This window comes from Mesorhizobium sp. BR115XR7A (assembly GCF_020165315.1).
GTDB classification, from domain to species: Bacteria; Pseudomonadota; Alphaproteobacteria; order Rhizobiales; family Rhizobiaceae; genus Mesorhizobium; species Mesorhizobium australicum.
Genome location: NZ_JAIUHW010000004.1, coordinates 125,090 through 147,415 on the forward strand (window position 1 = coordinate 125,090; position 22,326 = coordinate 147,415).

Genomic DNA, 22,326 nt, shown 5'->3' on the forward strand with positions numbered 1-22,326 from the left:
GATCGGATGGACCAGGAAAAACCGCATGCTACAGTCCCGTGCGACTGACATCGTTGATAGCCGGGACAGGAGAACTCCACGGACTTCGTCAACTGAAAAACGCATTCATCAAACCATAAGAAACAGGGGAAGGGTTAAACCCATGATCAAGAACTACCGCATTCTCGACCTGATCCGGCGCAATCGCTCGCCGCTTGAAAATCACCTGATCGACGGCCTCGTCGACGGCCGTGTCAGCCGCCGCGACTTCATCCGCCATGGCAGCCTGCTTGGCCTGTCGCTGCCGCTGCTTGGAGGCATCACCACGGCTGCCGGCCTTGGCGGCATGCCGTCGCTGGCGCGCGCCCAGGGCGCACCCGGCGCCACCATCCGTGTCGCCAGCAGCGTGCCGGCGGCAGCCATCGATCCCGTCACGATCGCCGACGCCGGCGGCCTGCTGATCATGCAGCAGGTTGCGGAATTCCTCTGCGTCGACGGCCCCGACCTGGTGCTGCAGCCCGCGTTGGCCGAGAGCTGGAAGCCGAACGACAACGGCTCGGTTTGGACCTTCAAATTGCGCAAGGGCGTGAAATTCCACAGCGGCGGCGAAATGAAGGCCGAGGACGTGGTGGCGAGCATCGACCGCCTGGCCGATCCGGCAAACTCATCCAACGCGCTGTCGGTGTTCACCGGTATCCTGTCGAAGGGGGCCAGCAAGAAGGTCGACGATTACACGGTGGAATTCCACCTCGACGCGCCGAACGGCAATTTTCCTTACATGGTCTCGTCGGACAATTACAACGCCGTCATCATCCCGGCGGACTACAAGGGCGACTACGAGAAGAGCTTCGATGGCACCGGCCCGTTCAAGGTGGAGAAATACACGCCGAAGGTCGGCGCTTCCTTCGTCCGCAACGAGAACTACTGGGGAGCGAAGGCGCTGCCTGACCGTACCGAGTTCACCTTCTTTACCGACGTGCAGCCGATGATCCTGGCGCTGCAGGGTGGGCAGGTCGACATCATCAACCAGATGCCGGTGCTGGCCGGCGTGGCCCTGCTCAACGATCCGGGCTTCGAAATCATCAGCCTGAAGTCGTCGGCTCACCAGCAACTGCATCTGCGCTGCGACGACGGCCCATTGAAGGATGCACGCGTGCGCCGCGCCATCGCGCTCTGCCTCGATCGCGACAAGCTCGCCGCCGGCCTGATGAAGGGACGCTCGGCGCTTGGCAATGACAGCCCATTCGCCGCGGTCTACCCCTCGACCGATACGAGCATACCGCAGCGCAAGCAGGACATCGCGCAGGCCAAGCAGCTCATGGAAGCGGCCGGTGCCGGCAAGGGCTTCAAGATCACGCTGACCACCGAGCGCTATCTCGAAATCCCCGAATATGCCCAGCTCATCCAGAACTGGGTCAAGGAGATCGGCATCGAGCTCGAACTCAACATCCTCGACCAGAGCGCCTATTATGGCGACGCGGTGTTCGGCAAATCGAACTGGCTGGATTCGGTGATGGGCATCACCGACTATGGCCATCGCGGCGTGCCGAATGTCTATCTTGCCGCTCCCCTGAAGAGCGACGGCACCTGGAATGCCGCGCACTTCAAGAACAAGGACTACGACGCGCTGGCGACCAGCTATATCGCGGCGCTCGACCTCGAGGCGCAGAAGGCCGACGCCGGCAAGATCCAGAAGCTTCTGCTCGAGGAAACGCCTGTCATCTTCGGCTATTTCTATGACTACCTGACGGCGACGGCAAAGGGCGTGGCCGGCGTGCAACCGACAGCCATGTCGCAGCTGTTCCTCGAAAAGGCATCGAAGGCGTAAGCGAAAAGGGAAAGCCAGTCCTCTAACAGCCAGCTCCCCCGGGGGGGCTGGCTTTGCAAGGAGTCTTAGCCATTCTCTCCTTCTTTGCGCGGCGTGTGTCCCTGTCCCTGGTGACGCTGTTCCTGCTCAGCATCATGGTGTTCCTGGGCGGCCAGGTCCTGCCTGGCAATGTCGGGCGCGCGATCCTCGGTCCGTTCGCCGACCAACGCGCGGTCGACGCGCTCAATCACACGCTCGGCGTCGATCGCCCGCTGCTCACCCAGTACTGGAGCTGGATCTCGAACTTCGTCCAGGGCGACATGGGCACCTCCTACATATTCCGCTCGCCGGTGGCGCCCTTCGTCATCGGTGCGCTTGGCAATTCGATGAAGCTGGCGGCGGTCGCCTTCGTGCTGGTGGTGCCGATCGGCATCCTCGGCGGCGTCATTGCCGCACTCAACCTCAATCGCCCGCTCGACCGCATGATCAGCCTCGGCGGCCTGTCGGTGACGGTGCTGCCGGAATTCGTCACCGGCATCATCCTGATCCTGATCTTCGGCGTGTGGCTGCGCTGGCTGCCGATCTCGGCCGCGTGGCCCAGGGATGCCGGCTTCTTCACCCAGCTCTATTACCTGATCCTCCCGTCGCTGCCGCTGTTCCTGGTGCTGTTCGGCTATATTGCGCGCATGGCGCGTTCCGGCATGATCGAGGCGCTCGATTCCGACTATACGCGAACCGCCGTGCTCAAAGGCCTGCCCTGGCGCACTGTGATCTGGCGCCATGTGCTGCGCAATGCGCTGCTGCCGACCATCACCGTCATCGCGACCCAGACCGGCTATCTCATCGGCGGCCTTGTCGTGATCGAGACGCTGTTCCGCTACCAGGGCATCGGCTCGCTGATCTTCACCGCCGCGCGCGGCAAGGATTTTCCGATGCTGGAATCCGGCATCCTCACCATCGGCATCGTCTATGCGGTGGCCACATTGATCGCCGACTTCCTCTACTCCGTGCTCAATCCGCGCATCCGCCTGGGGTCAGACCAATGAGCGCCGTCCAGACCCCCTCCCCCGCGCAGGACGACATGCGGCGCCGCGGCCCGCTGGCCGAAGTGTTTTTTTCACTGCTGCGCTCGCGAACGTTCCTCGTCGGCATCGCCATCGTGCTGTTCTGGGTTGCCTGCGCGCTGTTTGGCGAACATTTTGTCCCCTACGATCCGCTCGCCGACGACATCATCAACGCGCTGGCGCCGCCTTCGCGCGAACACTGGTTCGGCACCGACCAGATCGGCCGCGACGTGTTCTCGCGCGTCATCGTCGGTTCGCGCGATATCCTCACCGTCGCGCCCCTGGCTACCTTGCTGGCGACGGTCGCCGGCACCGCGCTCGGCCTGCTCACCGGCTATTTCCGCGGCATCGTCGACGATGTCGTCAGCCGCATCCTTGAAGCCTTCATGGCGATCCCCGTGGTGATCGTGGCGCTGCTTGCCATCGTCGCGCTGGGCACGTCCAAGACCACCGTCATCATCGTCATCGGCCTGAGCTTCGCGCCGATCATCGCACGTACCGTGCGTTCGGCGGTGCTGGCCGAGCGCGAGCTCGACTATGTCGCCGCCGCACAGCTCAGGCATGAGAGCGCGCTGCATACGATGTTCGTCGAGATACTGCCCAACGTCATCCCGCCGATCCTGGTCGAGACCACGGTGCGGTTGGGCTACGCCATCTTTGCGGTCGCTACCCTCTCCTTCATGGGCTTTGGCATCCAGCCGCCGTCACCCGACTGGGGGCTCTCCATTTCCAGCAATTACGGCATGATCGGCGGCGGCTTCTGGTGGACGGTGCTGTTCGACGCGCTCGCCATCGCCTCGCTGGTGATCGGCGTCAACCTGGCCGCCGACGGCGTGCATGGGGCCTTCAATGACTGAACCCGCCAATACAACGACAGGGAAGGCAAAGGACGCGCTCGATATCAAGGACCTGTCGGTCGCCTACCGGGTCGCCGGCCGCAATCGCGCGGTGCTGCGCGATCTCAGCCTCACCATCGGCCAGGGCGAGGCCTATGGGCTGGTCGGCGAATCCGGCTGCGGCAAGTCGACTGTAGCCCTCACGGTGGTGCGCTACCTCCCGCGCAACGGCTCGATATCAGGTGGCGCCATCTCACTCGACGGCCAGGACGTGATGAAGCTCGACGCGGAGGCGCTTCGGCGCGCGCGCGCCGAAAGCGTCTCCATGGTCTATCAGGACCCGGGAAAGGCGCTGAACCCGTCGATCCGCATCGGCCGGCAATTGACCGAAATTTTCGAGCTTGGCGGCATCACGGGCCAAGCTGCCACCGATCGCGCCATCGCCATGCTGAACCGCGTGCGCATCTCCGATCCGCCAAGCGTCATGCAGCGCTATCCGCACCAGCTGTCGGGCGGCATGCAGCAGCGCGTGGCGATCGCCATGGCGCTGGCCAACGATCCCTCGATGCTGATCCTCGACGAGCCGACTACCGGCCTCGACGCGACGGTCGAGGCCGAGGTGCTCGACCTCATCGCGCAGCTCAGGCAGGAACTGTCGGCCTCGATCCTGTTCATCAGCCACAACCTCGCCGTCGTCTCCAACATGTGCGACCGGGTCGGCGTGCTCTATGCCGGCATGCTGGTCGAGGAAGGACCGACCGATGTCGTCTTCAACGATCCGCGCCACCCTTACACGGTGGCGCTGCTGCGCTGCCTGCCGCGCGGCGGCCAGCGCAAGGACCAGGGCCGGCTCGACACCATCCCGGGCTTCCTGCCCGGCATCGGCGCTGACATCAAGGGCTGCGCCTTCGCCGACCGCTGCGCGCTGGCCACCGACCGCTGCCGCACCGAATTGCCGCCGCTCTATGATCTGACCGACGAGCGCGGGAGGCGGCTGTCGCGCTGCCACTACCACGACCAGGCGCAGGCCCTGCCACGTGCCACGCCCGCCAACGTGGTGCCCGCACCGAAACCCACGACGGCGCCGGTGCTGCGCGTCGCCCGGCTGAACAAGACCTACGCCAGCCACGGCCATGCACTGCGCGCCGTCAAGGACGTTTCGCTCGATCTCAGGCCCGGCGAGACGCTCGGGCTGGTCGGCGAATCCGGCTCGGGCAAGACCACCTTCGCCAGGCTGCTGCTCGGGCTGGTGCCTCCCGATGAGGGCGGCACCATCGAGCTCGAGGGCAAGGCGCTGGCGCCGAAGCTGGAGAACCGCGGCGACGACCAGGTCAAGGCGATGCAGATCGTCTTCCAAAACCCGGACTCCGCCCTCAACCGCTCGCATTCGATCCGCCATCTGATCGGCCGTGCGCTGAAGCGGCTGGCGGGCTTGAGGGGTGCAGCCCTGGAGGCGCGCCTCAACGATCTCGTCCGCTCGGTGCGGCTCACCGACCGGCATCTGGCGGTCAAGCCGCGCCAGCTTTCGGGCGGGCTGAAGCAGCGGGTCGCCATTGCCCGTGCCTTCGCCGGCGACCCGCGCATCGTCGTCTGCGACGAGCCGACCTCGGCGCTCGACGTTTCCGTCCAGGCGGCGATCCTCAACCTGCTCGCCGACCTGCAGGCCAAGGAAGACGTCAGCTACATCTTTATTTCGCATGACCTTGGCGTGGTGCGTTATCTCTCCGACACGATCGCCGTGCTCTATCTCGGCCGCATCATGGAGATCGGGCCATCGGAGGACGTTTTTTCCGGACCGCATCACCCCTATACCGAGGCGCTGCTATCGGCCGTGCCCAAGCTCGATCAGGCCGAGACGGCACGCATCCGGCTCGATGGCGAAATCCCCAGCGCCACCAACCCGCCATCGGGCTGCGTCTTCCACACGCGCTGCCCACGCAAGATCGGGCCGATCTGCGAACAGCAGGAGCCGCCGCTCGCCGAGGCCCAGCCGGGGCATTCGATCCGTTGCCACATTCCCTATGCCGAGTTGAGGCGGCTGCAGAAACCGGCGGCGGTCGCAGCCCTGCCGGCGTAAGCGGCCCGCATCGATCACGCCTGGCCGGTCATGCTGAAGGAGCGGTCCCCCTCGGCAAAGCCCCGATCACCGGTCCAGTCCCTTGCCAGTGTCCGCAATCCGGTCAACGCGACGTCGAGCACATCCGACGATGCGGGATTGCTGGGATAGGCGAGATAGATCGGCCGCTGAAACACAGGCGCATCCTCGATGCGTTTCATCTCACCGTTCTCGATGTAGCCGCTGACGGCACTGAGCGGCAGATAGGCCGCGGCTTTTTGCGACAGCACGTGCTGCAGGCCGATGAAGACCAGCCCGGCCGAGATTGCCGGCTGCACCATCCCAGCGAAGGCACGGTCGTGCTCGATGCGGAATTCGAGCCCCCAATCCATCAGGATGTAGTTTTGCGTCCACGGTCCTGCCTGTGCGGAATGCTGGACAAGCACGACCTGATCGACGGCCAGCGTCTCGTAGACGATGCCGGGATGCGGCCGCGGCAGATAGAGAATGCAGATGTCGAGCAGTCCTTCGGCCAATTGGTCGATCGCCAGGTCGGGAAAGCTTCCTTCGAGCCGCAGCGCCACGTTCGGCCGCTGGGCCCGCATCCACGCGATCCATGGCGAGGTGACGCGATCCCAGAGATAGGCGGGCGCGGTGAAGCGCAACAGCGACTCGTAACCGTCGGGAACAGCGATGTCCTGCCGCGATTGCTCCCAAGTACGGGTGATGGAGGAGGCGTGCGGGAGGAACTGCCGGCCAGCCGGCGTTAGCGTGACGCCGTCGCGATCCCTTACGAAAAGCCGGCGCCCCAACTGCTCCTCCAGCCCCCTTATCCGGGCGCTGACGGTTGACTGCGCGAGATTGAGCCGGCTGGCAGCGACCGTGAAACTGCCATGCTCGGCGACCTCCAGGAAGCTGCGCAGGTTTTCGGTGTCCATGCCATCATTCCAGCATCGAAAATTTCGATGGGCCCCATCAAAAAATATCGCTTTCCGGTCGCGGTCAACAATGACCTAAATGGCCACTCTCCCGAGGGCAAGCGAGGAATGCAGCCATGCCAAGGCATTTCATGACGATCGAAGCCGCCCGCAAAAGCCTCACGGAAATCGAAAATTCCGCTGTCGACGAGTTGCTGGCAGGCAGGCTCGACCGGCGTAATTTTCTCCGCCACGGCAGCATGCTTGGCCTGTCGCTGCCGTTGCTTGGCGGCATTTTGGGAGCGGCCGGTTTCGGCACGCGGAAGGCCAGCGCCGAGGGCAAGCCGGGCGGCACGGTGCGTGCCGGCGTGGCCATGCCCGGCGGGGCCATCGATCCCGTCACCTTCTATGACAGTGGCAGCTATCAGCTGGTTTTCCAGACCGCCGAATTCCTTTGCATCACCCAGCCGGATCTGACCTTGAAGCCGGTTCTAGCGGAAAGCTGGTCGCCCAATGCGGACGGCAGCGTCTGGACCTTCAAGCTGCGCAAGGGCGTGAAATTCCACAATGGTGAGGAATTCAAAGCCGATGACGTCGTCGCAACGTTCGACCGGCTGGCCGATCCCAACGGCGCCTCCAACGCGCTGTCGGTGTTCAAGGGCCTGTTGTCGAAGGGTGGAACCCGGAAGGTCGACGATCACACCGTCACCTTCCATCTCGATGCGCCGAACGGCAGCTTTCCCTATTCGGTGTCGATCGACAATTACAACGCCGTCATCCTGCCGGCGAGCTACAAAGGTGATTACGAAAAGACTTTTGAGGGTACCGGGCCGTTCCGGATGGAGACCTATACGCCGAAGGTCGGCGCGACCTTCGTGCGCAATCCCGACTATTGGGGCGAGAAGGCATTGCCCGACCGGCTCGAATTCAAGTTCTACGGCGACGTGCAGCCGCGCATCCTGGCGCTGCAGGCCGGCGAGGTGGACATTCTCGACGCGGTTCCGCTCGATGTCAGCCAGGTGGTGCTGAACAGCCCCGACATCACGGTGCTGCGCGTCGCCTCGACCGCGCATCGCCAGTTGCACATGCGCTGCGACATGGCGCCCTTCACCGACAAGCGCGTGCGCCAGGCGCTGGCGCTTAGCATCGATCGGTCCAAGCTGGTCGACGGACTGTGCCGCGGCATGGCGGCGACCGGCAATGACAGCCCGTTCGCGCCGGCCTTCCCGGCCACCGACAAGTCGGTGCCGCAACGCACGCAGGATATCGCCAAGGCCAAGCAACTCATGGAGGCGGCGGGGCTTGCCGATGGTTTCGACATCACACTGACGACGTTGCGCTACTCCGATATTCCCGGCTACGCGCAGCTGTTCCAGAATTTCGCCAAGGAGATCGGCGCCCGCATCTCGCTCAACATAGAAGACCAGGACAAATATTACGGCAAGGCCGTATTCGGCCAATCGGACTGGCTGGACAGCCCGCTCGGCATCACCGACTACGCTCATCGCAGCGTGCCGAATGTGTTCCTCAAAAGCCCGCTGGTCAGCGACGGCCCCTGGAACGCGGCGCATTTCAAGAGCCCTGCCTATGACGGCATGGTCACGAGCTATCTCAAGGCGCTCGATATCGGCGCGCAGCGCGCGGCAGCCTCCGACGTCCAGAAACTGCTGCTCGACGAGACACCCATCATCTTCAGCTACTTCCCCGATCTCCTGGTGCCGGTGCGCAAGAATGTCAGCGGCTTGCCGCCGATCGCCGCCGGGCTGCTGCTCGATCGGGTGTCGCTGGGGTAGATGCTGCCAAGATCATGCTCGGCAGGCAGAAGCAATATTGGGCGGCTCCGTGTTTCGGGCGGTGAGGCTATCCGGCAACAGGCCCGCGACGAACGATGGGGGGCCATCGCTCCAACGGTTCGACACCGGCAAACGCCCACCGTACGGAAGCCCTCGCCGGCCGTCGGCCCAGCCTCATATCGTCCTAACCACGCGCCGACGACAGACAGAAACAGGAGACTACCATTCGCAAGCCTCATCTGCGCGGTCGCGGACCGCATTTCCCCGTGCTCGACACCATCGAGCAGTACGAGTTCGAGCCCGGCTATGTCGCCTTCACCATGCCGTCGCTGAAGCGGCTGCGGGTCCAGGTCGGCTCGATGACCGTTGCCGACACCACCAGGGCATTGGTTTTGTACGAATCCGACCATCTGCCGGTCTACTATTTCCCGATCGAGGACGTGCGCGAGGAATTCCTGCTGCCCTCAAAGACGACGACGGAAGATCCGTACAAGGGCGTCGCCACGCACTACTCGCTCAATACAGGCATCACCTTGGTCGAAGACGGTGCATGGCGCTATCTCGATCCGGTCAAGGGTTGTCCGCCGATCGCGGGCTACATGTCGTTCGTGTGGAGCAAGATGGGCCACTGGTTCGAGGAAGACGAGGAGATCTTCGTGCACGCCCGCGACCCGTTCCGGCGCGTCGACTGCCTGCCGTCGTCGCGGCGCGTCCAGGTCATCCTCGATGGCGAGCAGGTCGCCGATTCACGGCGCGGCGTGTTCCTGTTCGAAACCGGCCACCCGGTGCGCCACTATCTGCCGATCTCCGACACGCGGCTCGATATGTTCGCGCCCAGCCGTTACATCTCACGCTGCCCTTACAAGGGCATTTCCAACTATTATCACGTGACCACGCCCAAGAAACGGCACGAGAACATGGTCTGGTACTATCCGGAGCCGGTGCACGAGGCAGAACGCATCAAGGGACTGGTCTGCTTCCACCACGAACTGGTCGACAAGATCCTGGTCGATGGGGTCGAAATCTCGAAGGAAGCCACGGCCGCGTCCGACGGATATTTCTAGGCACGCCGCAGCCCGCTGAAGGCTTGATCGAGATATAGGTCAGCGCATACCCTCCTTGAGAAGGAGGGCTATCGATGGATCTTTTTAAACTGGACGGCGACGTTGCGCTGGTCACCGGGGCTGGCAGCGGCATTGGCCAGGCAATCGCGATCGGACTGGCCGAGGCAGGCGCCGATGTCGCTTGTTTTGGCCATGCGTCGAAGGGCGGGCTGGACGAAACCGCTCACCGGATCACGGCACTCGGCCGCAGGGCGCTGGTGCTGACGGGCACGGTGACGTCGGAGGGCGACCTGGCCACGGCCATCGATCGCGCCGAAGCCGAACTCGGTCCGTTGACGGTCGCCGTCAACAATGCCGGCATTGCCGGCTCCGAACCAGCGGAGACACTGGCGCTGGAAAAATGGCGGAAGGTGCACGAGGTCAATGTCGCCGGCGTGTTCCTGTCCTGCCAGGCAGAAGCGCGCAAGATGCTGGCGCGGGGCAAGGGCTCGATCATCAACATCGCCTCGATGTCGGGCACCATCGTCAATCGCGGACTGACGCAGGCGCATTACAATTCCTCGAAGGCCGCCGTCATCCACATGTCGAAGAGCCTGGCCATGGAGTGGGCCGATCGTGGGCTGCGCGTCAATGTCGTCAGCCCGGGCTACACGTTGACGCCGATGAACAAACGGCCGGAGGTGGCCGAAGAGGTGAAGATCTTCAAACGCGACACGCCGATGGGACGCATGGCGGCGCCGGAGGAAATGGTCGGGCCGACGGTTTTCCTGGCCAGCCGCGCGTCGAGCTTCGTCACCGGCCTCGACCTGATCGTCGATGGCGGCTACGTGTGCTGGTAAACAGGCCATGCGAACCATGTCCCGCCGTCGTCGGCCGGCTTCGCCTGCGGTCTGGAATTCTGCTTCTTCGCGGCGTTAGTCGTTGCGCGGCATCAACGTTGGTATATATATTTTCATCCTATGAAACCGCGCTGGCGAGATGGGGCTTGCCAGGCGATAGCCGAGAGCAATTCCGCCGGAAATGCTCGGGATCATGGGACCTTGATGGCTCGCATGTTGCAGGGCGCCGCAGGACTGACAATTGATCCGCGGACGATCGCCATCGCGGCGATCGATCGGCCATGAGACTGGCTGTCTCGGCAGCGTCCGTCATCACCGAAATCGAGCCTCATCGCGCCTGTGCCGGCTTTGGTCCCGACATGGCGAGAACGGTCTTGCACAACCGCCGGCCTTTCCAACACAATCAAGAAAAGACGCAACAAGGGAACGACCAATAACCGTCACAGCTTGAAGGAGAACCAAGCAATGCCATTTCGCAGTGTGATATCGAAATTCTCAGTGGGAGCTTTTGCGCTTGCCGCGGCAAGTGTCCTGACGCCGACAGCGCGGGCAGCGGCGCCGGAATCCAACGACCCGATCAAGATCGCGCTGTTCGACTGGACCAGCGTCAATCTCAACGCCAAGATCCTCGGCGGCATCCTGGAAAAGCTCGGCTATACCGTCGAATACCCGACCGCCGACTATCTCTCCAGCCTGACAACCGGCCTCACCAATGGCGATATCGATGTCGGCCTGGAATTCTGGGATACGACGGCAGGCGAAGCGATGAAGGCCTCCGACGCCACGGGCCAGACCGAAAGGCTCGGCAAGCTCGGCCCGAAGGCCAAGGAAGAGTGGTGGTTTCCCGAATACATGAAGGAGAAATGTCCGACTTTGCCGGACTGGCACGCTCTGCTCGACGCCACTTGCGCGGCATCGTTCTCGACCGCCGAGACGGCGCCAAAGGGGCGCTATCTCGGCGGCCCGGTGACCTGGGAAGGGTTTGACGACGAGCGTGTCGCGGCGCTGAAGCTGCCCTTCACCGTGATCCATGCCGGCACTGATGCCGCGATGTTCGCCGAGTTGGATTCCGCCTATCAGCGCAAGGCGCCGATCATGCTGTGGATCTATTCGCCGCATTGGGCGCCTGCAAAATACAAGGGCGAATGGGTGCAATTCCCCGAATACACGCCCGAATGCTACACCGACCCGAAATGGGGCGTGAACCCGGACGCCAAATACGACTGCGGCAAGCCGCATGGCGAGATCTGGAAGTACTCCTGGAACGGCATGAAAGACAAATGGCCGGTCGCCTACAAAGTGGCCAAGGCCTACACGATCGACACCGACGAGTTGAACAAGATGAGCGGCGAGATCGATCTTGACGGCAAGACGCCGGAAGACGTCGCAGCCGCCTGGATCGCCGCTCACGAGGCAGACTGGAAAGCCTGGGCGCAGTGACCTCCGACTGGAAAGGGAGGCCCGGCTGTTGACCGGCCGGGCCTCAATTCCTGATGTTCCAGAAGGGCGACTGAATGACGGAAGCGATTGAACAGGCATCCGACGCGACGGATGCCCGCCCGATAAAACTTGCTTGCCGCAACGTCTGGAAACTGTTCGGCTCGAACGCCGCCAATTTCATCCGCGAGCGTGACGGCAAGGCCAGCATGGCGGAGGTTTCGGCGGCAGGCCTTGTCGGGGCGGTGCGCGCCGTCGATCTCGAAATCCGCCAGGGCGAGATCTTCATCATCATGGGCCTGTCCGGCTCCGGCAAGTCGACGCTGGTGCGCTGCATGTCGCGGCTGGTCGAGCCGACACATGGCAAGGTCGAATTCGAAGGCAAGGACCTGCTCAAGATTTCCGATGTCGCCCTGATCGAGCTCAGGCGCCATCGCATGGGCATGGTGTTCCAGAATTTCGCGCTGTTGCCGCATCTCAACGTGCTCGACAACATCGCCTTTCCTCTGAGTATCCAGGGACAGGATCGGACGAGACGCGAGGCGCGCGCCCGGGAAGTCATCGAACTCGTCGGTCTGCGCGGCCGCGAGCATTTCTATCCGCGCGAACTGTCGGGCGGCCAGCAGCAGCGTGTTGGCATCGCCCGCAGCCTCGCCACCAAGCCGGAGATCTGGTTTCTCGACGAGCCGTTCTCGGCGCTCGATCCGCTGATCCGCCGCGAGATGCAGGACGAGCTGATGCGGCTGCAGACCATGCTGCACAAGACCATTGTCTTCATCACCCATGATTTCGACGAGGCCATCAGGCTGGCCGACCGCATCGCTATCATGAAGGACGGCCAAGTCATCCAGATCGGCACGCCGGAGGAACTGGTGGTCAATCCGGCGACCGACTATGTCGCCGAGTTCACCCGCGACGTCGACCGCGCCAAGGTGATCTCGGCGCGCAGCCTGATGCGTAGCTGCGATGGCGCCGAGCACGGCGGCACGGTGGCGCCCGAGGCCAAGATATCGAGTTTTTCGGCCAGCATCGTTGCCGCCGGCAAACCCTTCGCCGTGATCAACGGCACCGGCATCCCGATCGGCGAGGTGACGCCGCAAGCGGTGATCGATCTTCTGGCCGGCATCGAGCGAGCCGGCGCATGACGGTAACGGCAAACGCCAGCCGGACAAGGCCGCCGATCCAACGGTGGCTGGTGATCTGGGTGCTGGCGCTTGCCGCCGTGCTGGTGATGTTCCTGCTGCAGGACAGGCTGCCATGGGCCGTCAACTACCCGGTCGAGGGGGTCGTCCCCGTCGCCGACTGGGTCAGCGCGCTGATGGGCTGGATCAAGTCGAACCTGTCCTGGCTGACGCGCTCGGTCACCGCGGTGCTCGGCGTGCCGCTCGACTTCGCGCTCAATCTCTTGGCCAAGAATTTCAAGTTCGGCCATGGCGCCGACGCTTTCGTGCTGCCGCGTTTGTCCTGGGTTGGCGTCTGCGCCGTCGCCTTCCTCGCCGGCCATGCGGCAGGAGGCAGGAAGCTCAGCCTGCTGGTTGGCGGATGTTTCCTCTACATCGCGCTGTTCGGCCAGTGGACCAGTGCCATGCTGACCCTGGCGCTGATCTCGATCGCGGTGCCGTTCTGCATTCTCACCGGGCTGTTCGCCGGCATCTGGGCCTGGCGCAGGCCGTGGGCCGAGCGGCTTGTGGTCTCCCCAGCGCTTGACCTGATGCAGACGATCCCGACCTTCGCCTATCTCATCCCGATGCTGCTGCTGTTCGGCAACAGCCCGGTCTCGGCGATGATCGCCACCGCCATCTTCGCCACGCCGCCGATGGTGCGGGCGACGATGCTGGGCCTGTCTCGGGTGCCGTCCGAGATCGACGATTTCAGCGAGATGGCAGGCTGCACGGCGCGGCAGAAATTGTGGCGCGTGCTGCTGCCGTCGGCGCGGCCGACGCTGATGGTCGGCGTCAACCAGGTGATCATGCTGGCACTCAACATGGTGATCATCGCCTCGATGATCGGCGCCGGCGGCCTAGGCTACGACGTGCTTTTGGCGCTACGCGCGCTCAAGGTCGGCGAGGCGATGGAAGCCGGGCTTGCCATCGTCGCACTGGCCATCGCGCTCGACCGGCTGAGCCAGGCCATCGCCCACAAGCAGGCGAAGGGCAATGTCCACCGGTCCGCGAGCCCGGGTTTCTGGCGCCGCTATCCCAATCTGACGCTCGCAGTCGCCATCCTTGCCGTCACCACTCTGCTCGGCCTGTTCGTACCCGCCTTCGCGGCCGTGCCCAAGGCGATCACCTTCACCACCGCGCCACTGTGGAAAGCGGCGGTGAACTGGGTGACGATCAACTTCTTCGATCTCATCGAAGCCTTCCGCGTGGCGCTGATCCTCAATGTGCTCAATCCGCTGCGCGCCTTCTGCGAGGGCTTCCCCTGGCTGGGCGCGGTGTTCCTGCTCGGCCTTGCCGGCTACCAGCTTTCCGGCCCGCGGCTGGCCGTCCTGGTGGCAATGCTGACCGCTTTCTGCGCGGCCACCGGCCTGTGGGAAAAGACCATGGCGACGGTCTATCTCTGCGGCATCTCCGCCTTCATCGCCTGCCTGATCGGCATTCCCATCGGGCTGATGGCTGCCCGTAGCGACCGTTTCGAAAAGATCGTCACACCCGTCATCGACACCCTGCAGGTGCTGCCGTCCTTCTGTTTCATCATCCCGGTCGTGATGCTGTTCAGGGTCGGCGACGTGACGGCGATGATTGCAACGATAGCCTTCGCCGTGGTGCCGGCGATCCGTTACACCAATCACGGCATAAGGCAGGTGCCGCCGGCACTGATCGAGGCAGCGAAAGTGTCGGGCTGCACCCCGCGCCAGACCTTTTTCCGCGTGCAACTGCCGCTGGCGCTGCCGGAGATCATGCTCGGCGTCAATCAGACCATCCTGATGGCGTTGGCAATGATCATCATCTGCGCCATGGTCGGCACGCGCGATCTCGGCCAGGAAGTGTTCATCGCGCTGTCGAAAGCCGATTCCGGCCGCGGCATCGTCGCCGGCCTCGCCATCGCCTTCATCGGCATCGTCGCCGACCGGCTGTTCAATGCCTGGACGGCCAAGGCGCGCGCGAGGCTTGGATAGCGGCGGCGGCCTACTCGGCCGCCACTCCTTTCACCTCGAGATAGCTCTCCATGGAATCGTCCAGCGCCTGCAGCCAGGGCGTATGGTGCAGCGGCGCCATGGTGCCGGTCATCAGCGAGCGATAAGAATGATCGCGGAAGCTCATAATGTCTTCGGCCTTGTGGTGCTCCCACTCCATGAAGGTCTGGTTGACCGCCTCGACGTCGAAGCCGGGATAGTCGGTCTGGTCCATCAATTCCTTGGTGTAGTCGCCCTGGAACCAGATCATCTGCTCGGCGTCCTCCAGCGTCTCCTCGCGGGCGCGCCATTTGGCGCCATGCGCTGCCATCGCCTCGGCCGACGGCAGCTTGATGCGGCCCATGATGACGTCGCGCGCGAACCAGGCCTGCGCGTCGAACATGTTGAAGGTGTAGAACTGGTCCTGCATGCCGATATAGGACAGCTTCGGGTTCTTCTCCCAGACAACGCCCTCGTAGAGGTCCAACGGCCACATGCGGTTGGCGGTCTTGAGCTTGAGATCGTCGGTCAGGAACGGGAAGGAATGGAGATAGCCGGTGCACAGGATGATGGCGTCGACATCCTTGGTCGTGCCGTCCTTGAAATGCGCCGTCTTGCCGACGACCTTTTGCAGCAGCGGCACTTCCTTCCAATTCTCGGGCCATTTGAAACCCATCGGTTTGGAACGATAGCTGGAGGTGATCGACTTGGCGCCATATTTGTAGCACTGCGAACCGATGTCCTCGGCCGAATAGGAGCGGCCGATGATCAGGATGTCCTTGCCTCTGAACTCCATGGCGTCGCGGAAATCATGGCTGTGCAGGATGCGGCCGTTGAAGGTCGAGAAGCCCTCGAAATAGGGCACGTTGGGCACCGAAAAATGCCCCGAGGCGACGACGACATTGTCGAACTCTTCCGAATAGGTCACGTCGTTGGTGCGGTCATGCGCGGTGACGGTGAATTTCTTCGTCTCGTCCGAGAAGGTGACCATGCGCACCGGGCTGTTGAAGCGCACCCATTTGCGCAGGCCCGACTTCTCGACGCGGCCCTTGATGTAGTCCCACAACACCGCACGTGGCGGGTAGGAGCCGATCGGCCGGCCGAAATGCTCCTCGAATGTGTAGTCGGCGAATTCCAGGCATTCCTTCGGCCCGTTCGACCAGAGATAGCGGTACATCGAGCCGTGCACGGGATCGCCATGTTCGTCGAGGCCGGTACGCCAGGTGTAGTTCCACAGGCCACCCCAGTCGGACTGCTTTTCGAAGCAGACGATCTCGGGAATCTCGGCGCCCTTGTCGGCCGCCGACTTGAAAGCCCTGAGTTGGGCCAGACCGGACGGTCCGGCTCCGATGACGGCAACGCGAGTGTTCATTCCGGGCCTCCTTTTTTTGATTTCCCCAGCGAAACAAATTTCACTGGCAGTGACAGTAATTGGCCTCTTGGTGCTGTCAACAGACATCTGCTGGAACGGCGTTTGCGCGCAGTGGATTCCTGGCGGAAAACCCGCGGGCGTCGCGAGGGTCGCACTGCCGCGCGCAACATAAGATGGCTTGCCGTTGCGGTTGCGCTCCTGTATCGGCACCTGACATGTTCACCTTGAGTGAAATAAATCCTGACGATTGGGGGCGACATGGCAAAGGCTAATTCGGATTCCAAGGCTCCCGCGAGCGCAAAGGCAAAGCCGTCGCCGAAAGTGTCGGCGGACGGCAGGACGATACGCGCGCCGCTGACACAAAACCCGCACGCTATTCGCGATACCCGCGAAAAAGTGCTGGAGGTCGCGATCGGCCGCGAGGTGCGGGCCTTCCGCAAGAAGCTCGGCATCACCGTGGCGGATCTCGCGGTCGCCACCGATATTTCACTGGGCATGTTGTCGAAGATCGAGAACGGCATCACCTCGCCGTCGCTGACCACCTTGCAGGCACTGTCGCGGGCGCTCGGCGTTCCCGTCACCGCCTTCTTCCGCCGCTTCGAGGAAGAACGCAGCGCCGTCTTCGTCAAGGCCGGCCAGGGCCTCGATGTCGAGCGCCGCGGCACGCGCGCCGGCCACCAGTACAATCTGCTTGGCCATATCGGTTCGAACACCAGCGGCGTCGTCGTCGAGCCCTATCTGATCACGCTGACCGAGGATTCCGACGTATTCCCGACCTTCCAGCACGAGGGCATGGAGTTCCTCTATATGCTCGAGGGCGAGGTCGTTTACCGGCACGGCAGCAACCTCTACCCGATGAAGCCCGGCGACAGCCTGTTCTTCGACGCCGACGCGCCGCACGGACCGGAGCAACTGACGAAACTGCCGATGCGGTATTTGTCGATTATCTGCTACCCGCAGGGCAGTGCTGGGTAGGCGGGCCGCCGCAGCCCCTCACCCGGATTGCCCCCAGGGCAGAGGAGCCCGACGCCAGCGTTGGCGATCTCTTCTCCCCTCGGGGAGGTGGCCGCGAAGCGGCCGGATGAGGGGGCTTTCAATCCGGTCCGAACCCCGGGCTCGTCGGGCTCCCATCGTCCAGCTTCGACAGCCATTCGACCAGTGTCGGGCGAAAGCGCGTGAGGCCTTTGTAGCTGGCGAGTTCCTCGGGTAGGTCGCGGATGACGCGGTGCAGGCGCCGCGCCCATTTCGGCTGCGTCACCAGTTCGTCCATCTTGATCAGGTAGCAGCGGATCGGAAAGACGATGCCATTGGAGCGCGGCAGCCGCCAGAAGCTCTGCAGTTCGACCCGCAGATGCACCTTGTCGCCGACATTCTCCGACGTCACTGTCGCGCGGTCCGGACCCCATTTGTGATAATTCTCCGGGCTGGTATCCAGCCGCGGATTGATGGTCATCGTCCAGTTCAGGCGCCGTGCCGGCTTGCCCTGCTGGATGTTGGTGAGGAACTTCAGCGCGCGCGTGAAAATACCCTTCTCATGTGCCAGCGGCACAGGCGCGTGCCATTCGAAGAAATTCATGCCGATGTCGAAATCGAGCGACCAGTCGGCCTGGGTGGTGACCATGCCGGCGTCCATCCATAGATTGCCGTCGCGCTGGTCGAGGATGCAGAAATCGCCCTGGCTCTGGCGGGTGATGTATTCCATCGGCCCGTAAGGCAAAGTCGAGGTGTCGCCGAAGGTGAAAGTATCATCGATGCCGAGCGGCCGGTTGATCCAGCGCCAGCGGTCGCCGTCGCGCGTCAGCGTGAAATGCTCGGGATAGCCCAGCGCCTGCTGCTCCATCAAAAGCTCCAGCAGATCCCAGCCGGCGAGCGTCATGTGCGGCAGCGACTGGCAGCGCAGGGGATCCTCGGCGAGCACCAAGGCGCGGTCCTGCATCTCTGCGACATAGTGTTCGTCGACGTCGATCAGGTTTTCGAGCACCGAGCCCCTGGGCCCGACGACATGCGGCTCGATGTTGACCGCGTACATGTAGCTGTCTTCATGGAAGGGGAACGGAAACCGCCTGATGTGCTCGGGGCTGTTCTTGAAGGTGAAGTCGTCGCGGAACGTTTCCTTGCGAAAGGTGATGCCCATTCTCGCCTCCTATCTTTCCAAGACCAGCGACCTGCCCTCGAAGCGCGACACGCACGGCATGATCTTCCTGCCCGAACGGTGCTCTTCCTCGCTCAGCCAATGGTCGTTGTGGATGAATTTGCCGTCACAAGAGATGACGTTGGTCTCGCACTGGCCGCAGACGCCGCCACGGCAGAGATAGGGCGGATCGACGCCGGCGGCTTCGATGGCTTCCAGCAGGCTCTGCTGCTCGCCGACGCGGATCGTCTTGCCGCTGACGGCAAGCGTCACGTCGAATGGCAGGCCGGGCTGCGGTGCCGCGAAATGCTCGTAGTGGACGGTCTCCGGCGGCCAGCCCAGGCTAGCTGCGCGGTCGCGCACCCAGTTGATCATGCCGGCCGGGCCGCAGACATAGAGGTGCGTCCCGAGCGGCTGCGAGGATAGCAACCGGTCGAGTTCGATCCGCTCCTCGAGGTCATCGTGATAGAGCCGGACGCGACGGCCGTAGCGTTCCCGCAGCACGTCGGCATAAGTGCCAAGCGAAGCGGTGCGGCAGGTGTAGTGCAGTTCGAAATTGCCGCCCTCCCCCGCCAGTTGCGCGGTCTGGGCCATGAACGGCGTGATGCCGATGCCGCCGGCCAGCATCAGGTGTTTCTTGGCGCGCAGATCGAGCGAAAAAAGATTGACCGGATAGCTGATCACCATCTCCAGGCCCGGCTTGACCGACCTGTGCATGAACAGCGAGCCGCCGCGACCGACGTCGTCGCGGCGCACCGAGATGGTGTATTCGCGCGTGTCTAGCGGCGAGCCCATCAGCGAATAGGGATTGAGCCTTGTGCGCTCCCCATCGCGCATCTCGACCACGACATGGGCGCCGCCGGAAAAGGTCGGCAACAGCTCGCCATCACGCCGGCGAAAATGGAACCGGGTGACCAGCTCATTGACCGGGACGACATCGCTGACGACGACGTCGAGCTTGGTGGTGCCGGTGCTCATCGAAATATCTCCTCCATCGGAGGAATTTCACTGCGATCCTCGGCATTGATGCAGACGCCCTGGAACGCGGCAAGGCGCCGGGAATAGTGATCGCGCACGAGAAGCAGCAGGCCACAATGCGAGCAGGTCGCCGGCTGCGTCGTCACATTCTCGGTGATGCCCTTGCAGTGCACGCACTGCATGCGCCGCGCCAGCGAGCCGCGATGCTCGGTCTGCATGGAGGTGTGGTCGATGCCGGCTTCGAGCGCCACCTGCATGGCCTGCCCGATCAGCCCTTCGGTGCCGGCGAGATAGAGGCGCAGACCCATATGCGCGTTATCAAGCGTCTGCTTCAGACGCGGCAGCAGACTGGCGAAGGACGGGGCGGTGTGAAATTGCGCCGGCTTCAACCCTTCGAGGGCAGCAATATATTTGCCGTCAGGACCGGGAATGAAGACGATCTCGGCACAATCGAAAAAGCCAGGTGGCGCGGTTCGGGCCATATCGGTAATCGCCAGCGCGCCTTCGGCGTCGGCGATGAACAGATGATGCCTGCCAGGCTGCGGAGACAGAGTTCCGTAAATGGGCCGGCTGATGATGGTCTTGGCTGCCATTCTCTCTTTGTGCCTCGAAAACCTTCGCTGTCGATTATGCCTCAGCCTTTCGCCGTGCGCTTGGTCTTCTTGGGATCGTCGAACGGCAAGGGCTGCGCCGTCGCCTTGATCGATCCGCTCTTGTTGCGGATCTCGAGCGTGGTGTCCTTGACCGCGCAGTCGACGTCGAGCCGGGCAATGCCCATCGATTTCTCGACCAGCGGCGAATACATGGCGCAGGTGACAACGCCGACCTTTTTGCCGTCGCGATAGACCGGAGCGCCCTCGTCCGCCGGCTCCTTGCCGTCGAGCAGGACGCCATAGATCTTGAAGCGCTCCTTGCCCTTCAGGCGATAGTGCTCCTCGGCGCCGCGAAAGCCGGTCTTGCCGGGGCTGACGGTGAAGTCTAGGCCGAGCTCCCAAAGCGTATCGCCGGGGCCTTCATTCTCGAACGGATACTTTTGGGAATTGTCGTAGGGGTAGAACAGCAGGTAGCTTTCGACGCGCAGCATGTCGAGCGTGGTGAAGCGGCAGGGAATGATGCCGGCGTTCTTGCCCTCGTCGAGAATCCTGTCCCAGATCGTGCCGGCGTCCTGGCCACGGCAGAAGATCTCGTAGCCGCGTTCGCCGGTATAGCCGGTGCGCGAGATCATGACGGGAAAGCCGAACAGCTGCGTCTGCATGTGATGGAAGTAGTTGAGGTCGCGGATGCCGGGCACGTGCTTGGCCAGATAGTCGACCGCTGTTGGCCCCTGCAGCGACAAATCGTGCAGATTGTCGTCGAAGCGCAGCGACACGTCCCGTCCCATCGCCGCCCGCTGCAGTTCCTCATGGCCGGTACCCGAGCCGTGCACCACCATCCAGGAATTCGGTCCCATGCGGTAGAGGATGCAGTCGTCGGTGAATTTTCCCGTCTCGTTCAGCATGCAGGCATAGGCCGACTTGCCGGGATAGATCTTTTCGACGTCACGCGTGGTGGCGAGGTCGATCAGATGCGAGGCGTGCGGCCCTGTGATGTGCACCTTCTTCAGGCCGGAAACATCCATAAGGCCGGCCTTGGTGCGGATGGCGATATATTCCTCGTCGGCATCCTTGTCGTAGGTCCAGGCGGTACCCATGCCGCTCCAGTCTTCGAGTTTCGAACCCAGCGCACGATGGCGATCCGCCAGGGTCGAAAATCTCCAGGATGCCGTCATCCGCTCGTCCTCCATTCGAAAATGCTGCTGTTCCCTGCTCCCGTGCGCCAGGCCGGGAGCTTGGTCGAATATTGATCGCAAACGCGAGAGGCCCGCAATCCCCTAAAAGCAAATAATTTCATTGTCAGGCAAAATCGCTCGTGCGAACTGAGCGGTTAACTCAGCGTAAATTCGCCTTGACAATTGCGGAATTCGGTCTGAATTTATGAAAAAAATTTCACTCTCTTGAAAGAGAGCGGCGGGCGGTGGATTCGGAACCGGGCGTCGGCAAAGAAGGGGAAAACCGATGGCAGACCTGCAGCAGCGCATCGAGGCGCTGTACCGCTCCGACTTGCGCGGATCCGCGCTCCTGATCATCTGCCTGTGGGCGACCATCCTCTTCGTCCTCTTCATGACATGGCCATACATTCCGCAGGGCGGCATCAAGGCCGTCGTCGCCATTGCCGCCGCCGCCGTGCTCATCTTCAACACGGCAGCCATCCTGGCGATGGTCAAACATTACAAAGAAGACAAGGAATTCATCTACGGGCTCGACATCAAGAACGCCGACGCATCCCGCAACCGCAAGTCCTGAGGGAGGAACAATGTCCCGCTATACGCCGCCGGAGCAGAGCAAGGCCGGCCAAGTCTTCGACATCGCCGTTGTCGTGGTCGCCATCTTCGTGGCGCTGTGGCTGCCGCTGAAGCTTGGTCTTGCCGGTGCCGCAAAATCAATCGACGCGCTCGATGCCAAGACCTGGGAAGCGCTCGGGCAGAATCCGACCATGGCGTCGATCTGGGAAAAGCTCGGCTATACGCCCGAGACCGCGCACGACATCATCCAGAACCGGTTCCACTACATCATCGACTGGCCGACGCTGATCATCATGGCGGCCGTCCTGATCGGTTATTTCGTGTTCCTGTTCCGGGCATCCGACCGTGAATATCGCGATGTCATCAACGAGAAGTTCGACGACAAGTAAAGTTCGACGACGAAGAATTTGGGGACACGATCATGTGGGTGGCACTCTCTTACGCATGCTGGGGCATCTCGATCGTGCTCGCGCTGTGGATGCTCTACGACTGGTTCAAGGTCGATACGAACTACTCCGAGGACGTCTTGACCTCGTCGCGTGAAGGCGAGCTTGAAGCCGCTTCCGAAAAACACCGGATCTGAGTGGGGATTGA

Annotated in this window: 20 protein-coding genes; 14 read left to right on the forward strand and 6 right to left on the reverse strand. The window is 62.8% G+C overall.

Annotated elements, in window-relative coordinates; all coding sequences use genetic code 11:
* Window positions 1-142 precede the first annotated feature (142 nt).
* The 4 genes from LB557_RS10125 (at window position 143) to LB557_RS10140 (ending at window position 5,763) form a co-directional block, all read left to right on the forward strand.
* A complete protein-coding gene (locus tag LB557_RS10125; protein WP_015318889.1) occupies window positions 143-1,807 on the forward strand; it encodes an ABC transporter substrate-binding protein in 1,665 nt (554 codons plus the stop codon).
* Window positions 1,808-1,878: 71 nt separating this feature from the next.
* Window positions 1,879-2,832, forward strand: a complete 954-nt coding sequence (locus LB557_RS10130; protein WP_083883283.1) for an ABC transporter permease — start codon at window positions 1,879-1,881, stop codon at window positions 2,830-2,832.
* A complete protein-coding gene (locus LB557_RS10135; RefSeq protein ID WP_140715092.1) occupies window positions 2,829-3,707 on the forward strand; it encodes an ABC transporter permease in 879 nt (292 codons plus the stop codon). The genes LB557_RS10130 and LB557_RS10135 overlap by 4 nt, the downstream gene beginning before the upstream one ends.
* The gene (locus LB557_RS10140; RefSeq protein WP_140715094.1) at window positions 3,700-5,763 is read left to right on the forward strand and encodes an ABC transporter ATP-binding protein; all 2,064 of its coding nucleotides are present in this window, start codon (window positions 3,700-3,702) and stop codon (window positions 5,761-5,763) included. The genes LB557_RS10135 and LB557_RS10140 overlap by 8 nt, the downstream gene beginning before the upstream one ends.
* Before the next feature lie 14 nt (window positions 5,764-5,777).
* On the opposite strand, the gene LB557_RS10145 is transcribed toward LB557_RS10140, so the two are convergent.
* Window positions 5,778-6,680, reverse strand: a complete 903-nt coding sequence (locus LB557_RS10145) for a LysR family transcriptional regulator (protein WP_140715096.1) — start codon at window positions 6,678-6,680, stop codon at window positions 5,778-5,780.
* 116 nt (window positions 6,681-6,796) lie between these two features.
* On the opposite strand from LB557_RS10145, the gene LB557_RS10150 reads away from it, so the two are divergent.
* The 6 genes from LB557_RS10150 (at window position 6,797) to LB557_RS10175 (ending at window position 14,913) form a co-directional block, all read left to right on the forward strand.
* Window positions 6,797-8,452, forward strand: a complete 1,656-nt coding sequence (locus tag LB557_RS10150) for an ABC transporter substrate-binding protein (protein WP_224642988.1) — start codon at window positions 6,797-6,799, stop codon at window positions 8,450-8,452.
* 266 nt (window positions 8,453-8,718) lie between these two features.
* Window positions 8,719-9,516: a DUF427 domain-containing protein gene (locus LB557_RS10155; RefSeq protein WP_181172951.1), complete on the forward strand. Its 798-nt coding sequence runs from the start codon at window positions 8,719-8,721 to the stop codon at window positions 9,514-9,516.
* 74 nt (window positions 9,517-9,590) lie between these two features.
* Window positions 9,591-10,355 carry an SDR family oxidoreductase gene (locus LB557_RS10160; protein ID WP_140715102.1) on the forward strand — a complete coding sequence of 255 codons (765 nt, stop codon included), beginning with the start codon at window positions 9,591-9,593 and terminating at the stop codon, window positions 10,353-10,355.
* 465 nt (window positions 10,356-10,820) lie between these two features.
* Window positions 10,821-11,795 (forward strand): ABC transporter substrate-binding protein, encoded by a 975-nt coding sequence (locus tag LB557_RS10165; RefSeq protein ID WP_140715104.1) that lies wholly within the window; start codon window positions 10,821-10,823, stop codon window positions 11,793-11,795.
* 74 nt (window positions 11,796-11,869) lie between these two features.
* Entirely contained in the window at window positions 11,870-12,937 is a 1,068-nt protein-coding gene (locus LB557_RS10170; protein WP_224642989.1) for a glycine betaine/L-proline ABC transporter ATP-binding protein, read from the forward strand.
* Window positions 12,934-14,913, forward strand: a complete 1,980-nt coding sequence (locus LB557_RS10175) for an ABC transporter permease (RefSeq protein ID WP_224642990.1) — start codon at window positions 12,934-12,936, stop codon at window positions 14,911-14,913. Before LB557_RS10170 ends, LB557_RS10175 begins: the two co-directional genes overlap by 4 nt.
* 10 nt (window positions 14,914-14,923) lie before the next feature.
* On the opposite strand, the gene LB557_RS10180 is transcribed toward LB557_RS10175, so the two are convergent.
* On the reverse strand, window positions 14,924-16,282 hold the full coding sequence (locus LB557_RS10180) for an NAD(P)-binding domain-containing protein (protein ID WP_140661467.1): 1,359 nt from the start codon (window positions 16,280-16,282) through the stop codon (window positions 14,924-14,926).
* A 258-nt stretch (window positions 16,283-16,540) separates the two neighbouring features.
* Here LB557_RS10180 and LB557_RS10185 point away from each other — a divergent pair, with 258 nt between their 5' ends.
* Window positions 16,541-17,257 (forward strand): helix-turn-helix domain-containing protein, encoded by a 717-nt coding sequence (locus LB557_RS10185; protein WP_015318901.1) that lies wholly within the window; start codon window positions 16,541-16,543, stop codon window positions 17,255-17,257.
* A gap of 118 nt (window positions 17,258-17,375) precedes the next feature.
* Here LB557_RS10185 and LB557_RS10190 read toward each other — a convergent pair whose 3' ends face one another.
* The 4 genes from LB557_RS10190 to LB557_RS10205 are packed head-to-tail and all read right to left on the reverse strand — an operon-like array spanning window position 17,376 to window position 21,159.
* Window positions 17,376-18,416: a heme-dependent oxidative N-demethylase family protein gene (locus tag LB557_RS10190; protein ID WP_140715112.1), complete on the reverse strand. Its 1,041-nt coding sequence runs from the start codon at window positions 18,414-18,416 to the stop codon at window positions 17,376-17,378.
* Between the two features lie 9 nt (window positions 18,417-18,425).
* Complete coding sequence (locus tag LB557_RS10195; RefSeq protein WP_224640878.1) at window positions 18,426-19,391, reverse strand: PDR/VanB family oxidoreductase; 966 nt, start codon at window positions 19,389-19,391, stop codon at window positions 18,426-18,428.
* Window positions 19,388-19,984 carry a dimethylamine monooxygenase subunit DmmA family protein gene (locus LB557_RS10200; RefSeq protein ID WP_140617368.1) on the reverse strand — a complete coding sequence of 199 codons (597 nt, stop codon included), beginning with the start codon at window positions 19,982-19,984 and terminating at the stop codon, window positions 19,388-19,390. The genes LB557_RS10195 and LB557_RS10200 overlap by 4 nt, the downstream gene beginning before the upstream one ends.
* A 41-nt stretch (window positions 19,985-20,025) precedes the next feature.
* Window positions 20,026-21,159, reverse strand: a complete 1,134-nt coding sequence (locus LB557_RS10205; RefSeq protein ID WP_224640880.1) for an aminomethyltransferase family protein — start codon at window positions 21,157-21,159, stop codon at window positions 20,026-20,028.
* 286 nt (window positions 21,160-21,445) lie between these two features.
* Here LB557_RS10205 and LB557_RS10210 point away from each other — a divergent pair, with 286 nt between their 5' ends.
* Genes LB557_RS10210 through LB557_RS10220 form a run of 3 tightly spaced genes read left to right on the forward strand, consistent with a single transcriptional unit; the run spans window position 21,446 to window position 22,315 of the window.
* Window positions 21,446-21,733: a hypothetical protein gene (locus LB557_RS10210; RefSeq protein WP_140617370.1), complete on the forward strand. Its 288-nt coding sequence runs from the start codon at window positions 21,446-21,448 to the stop codon at window positions 21,731-21,733.
* Window positions 21,734-21,743: 10 nt separating this feature from the next.
* Window positions 21,744-22,121, forward strand: coding sequence for a hypothetical protein (locus tag LB557_RS10215; protein WP_127280938.1), 378 nt, complete (start codon window positions 21,744-21,746; stop codon window positions 22,119-22,121).
* A gap of 32 nt (window positions 22,122-22,153) precedes the next feature.
* Entirely contained in the window at window positions 22,154-22,315 is a 162-nt protein-coding gene (locus LB557_RS10220; RefSeq protein ID WP_015318908.1) for a hypothetical protein, read from the forward strand.
* Window positions 22,316-22,326 lie beyond the last annotated feature (11 nt).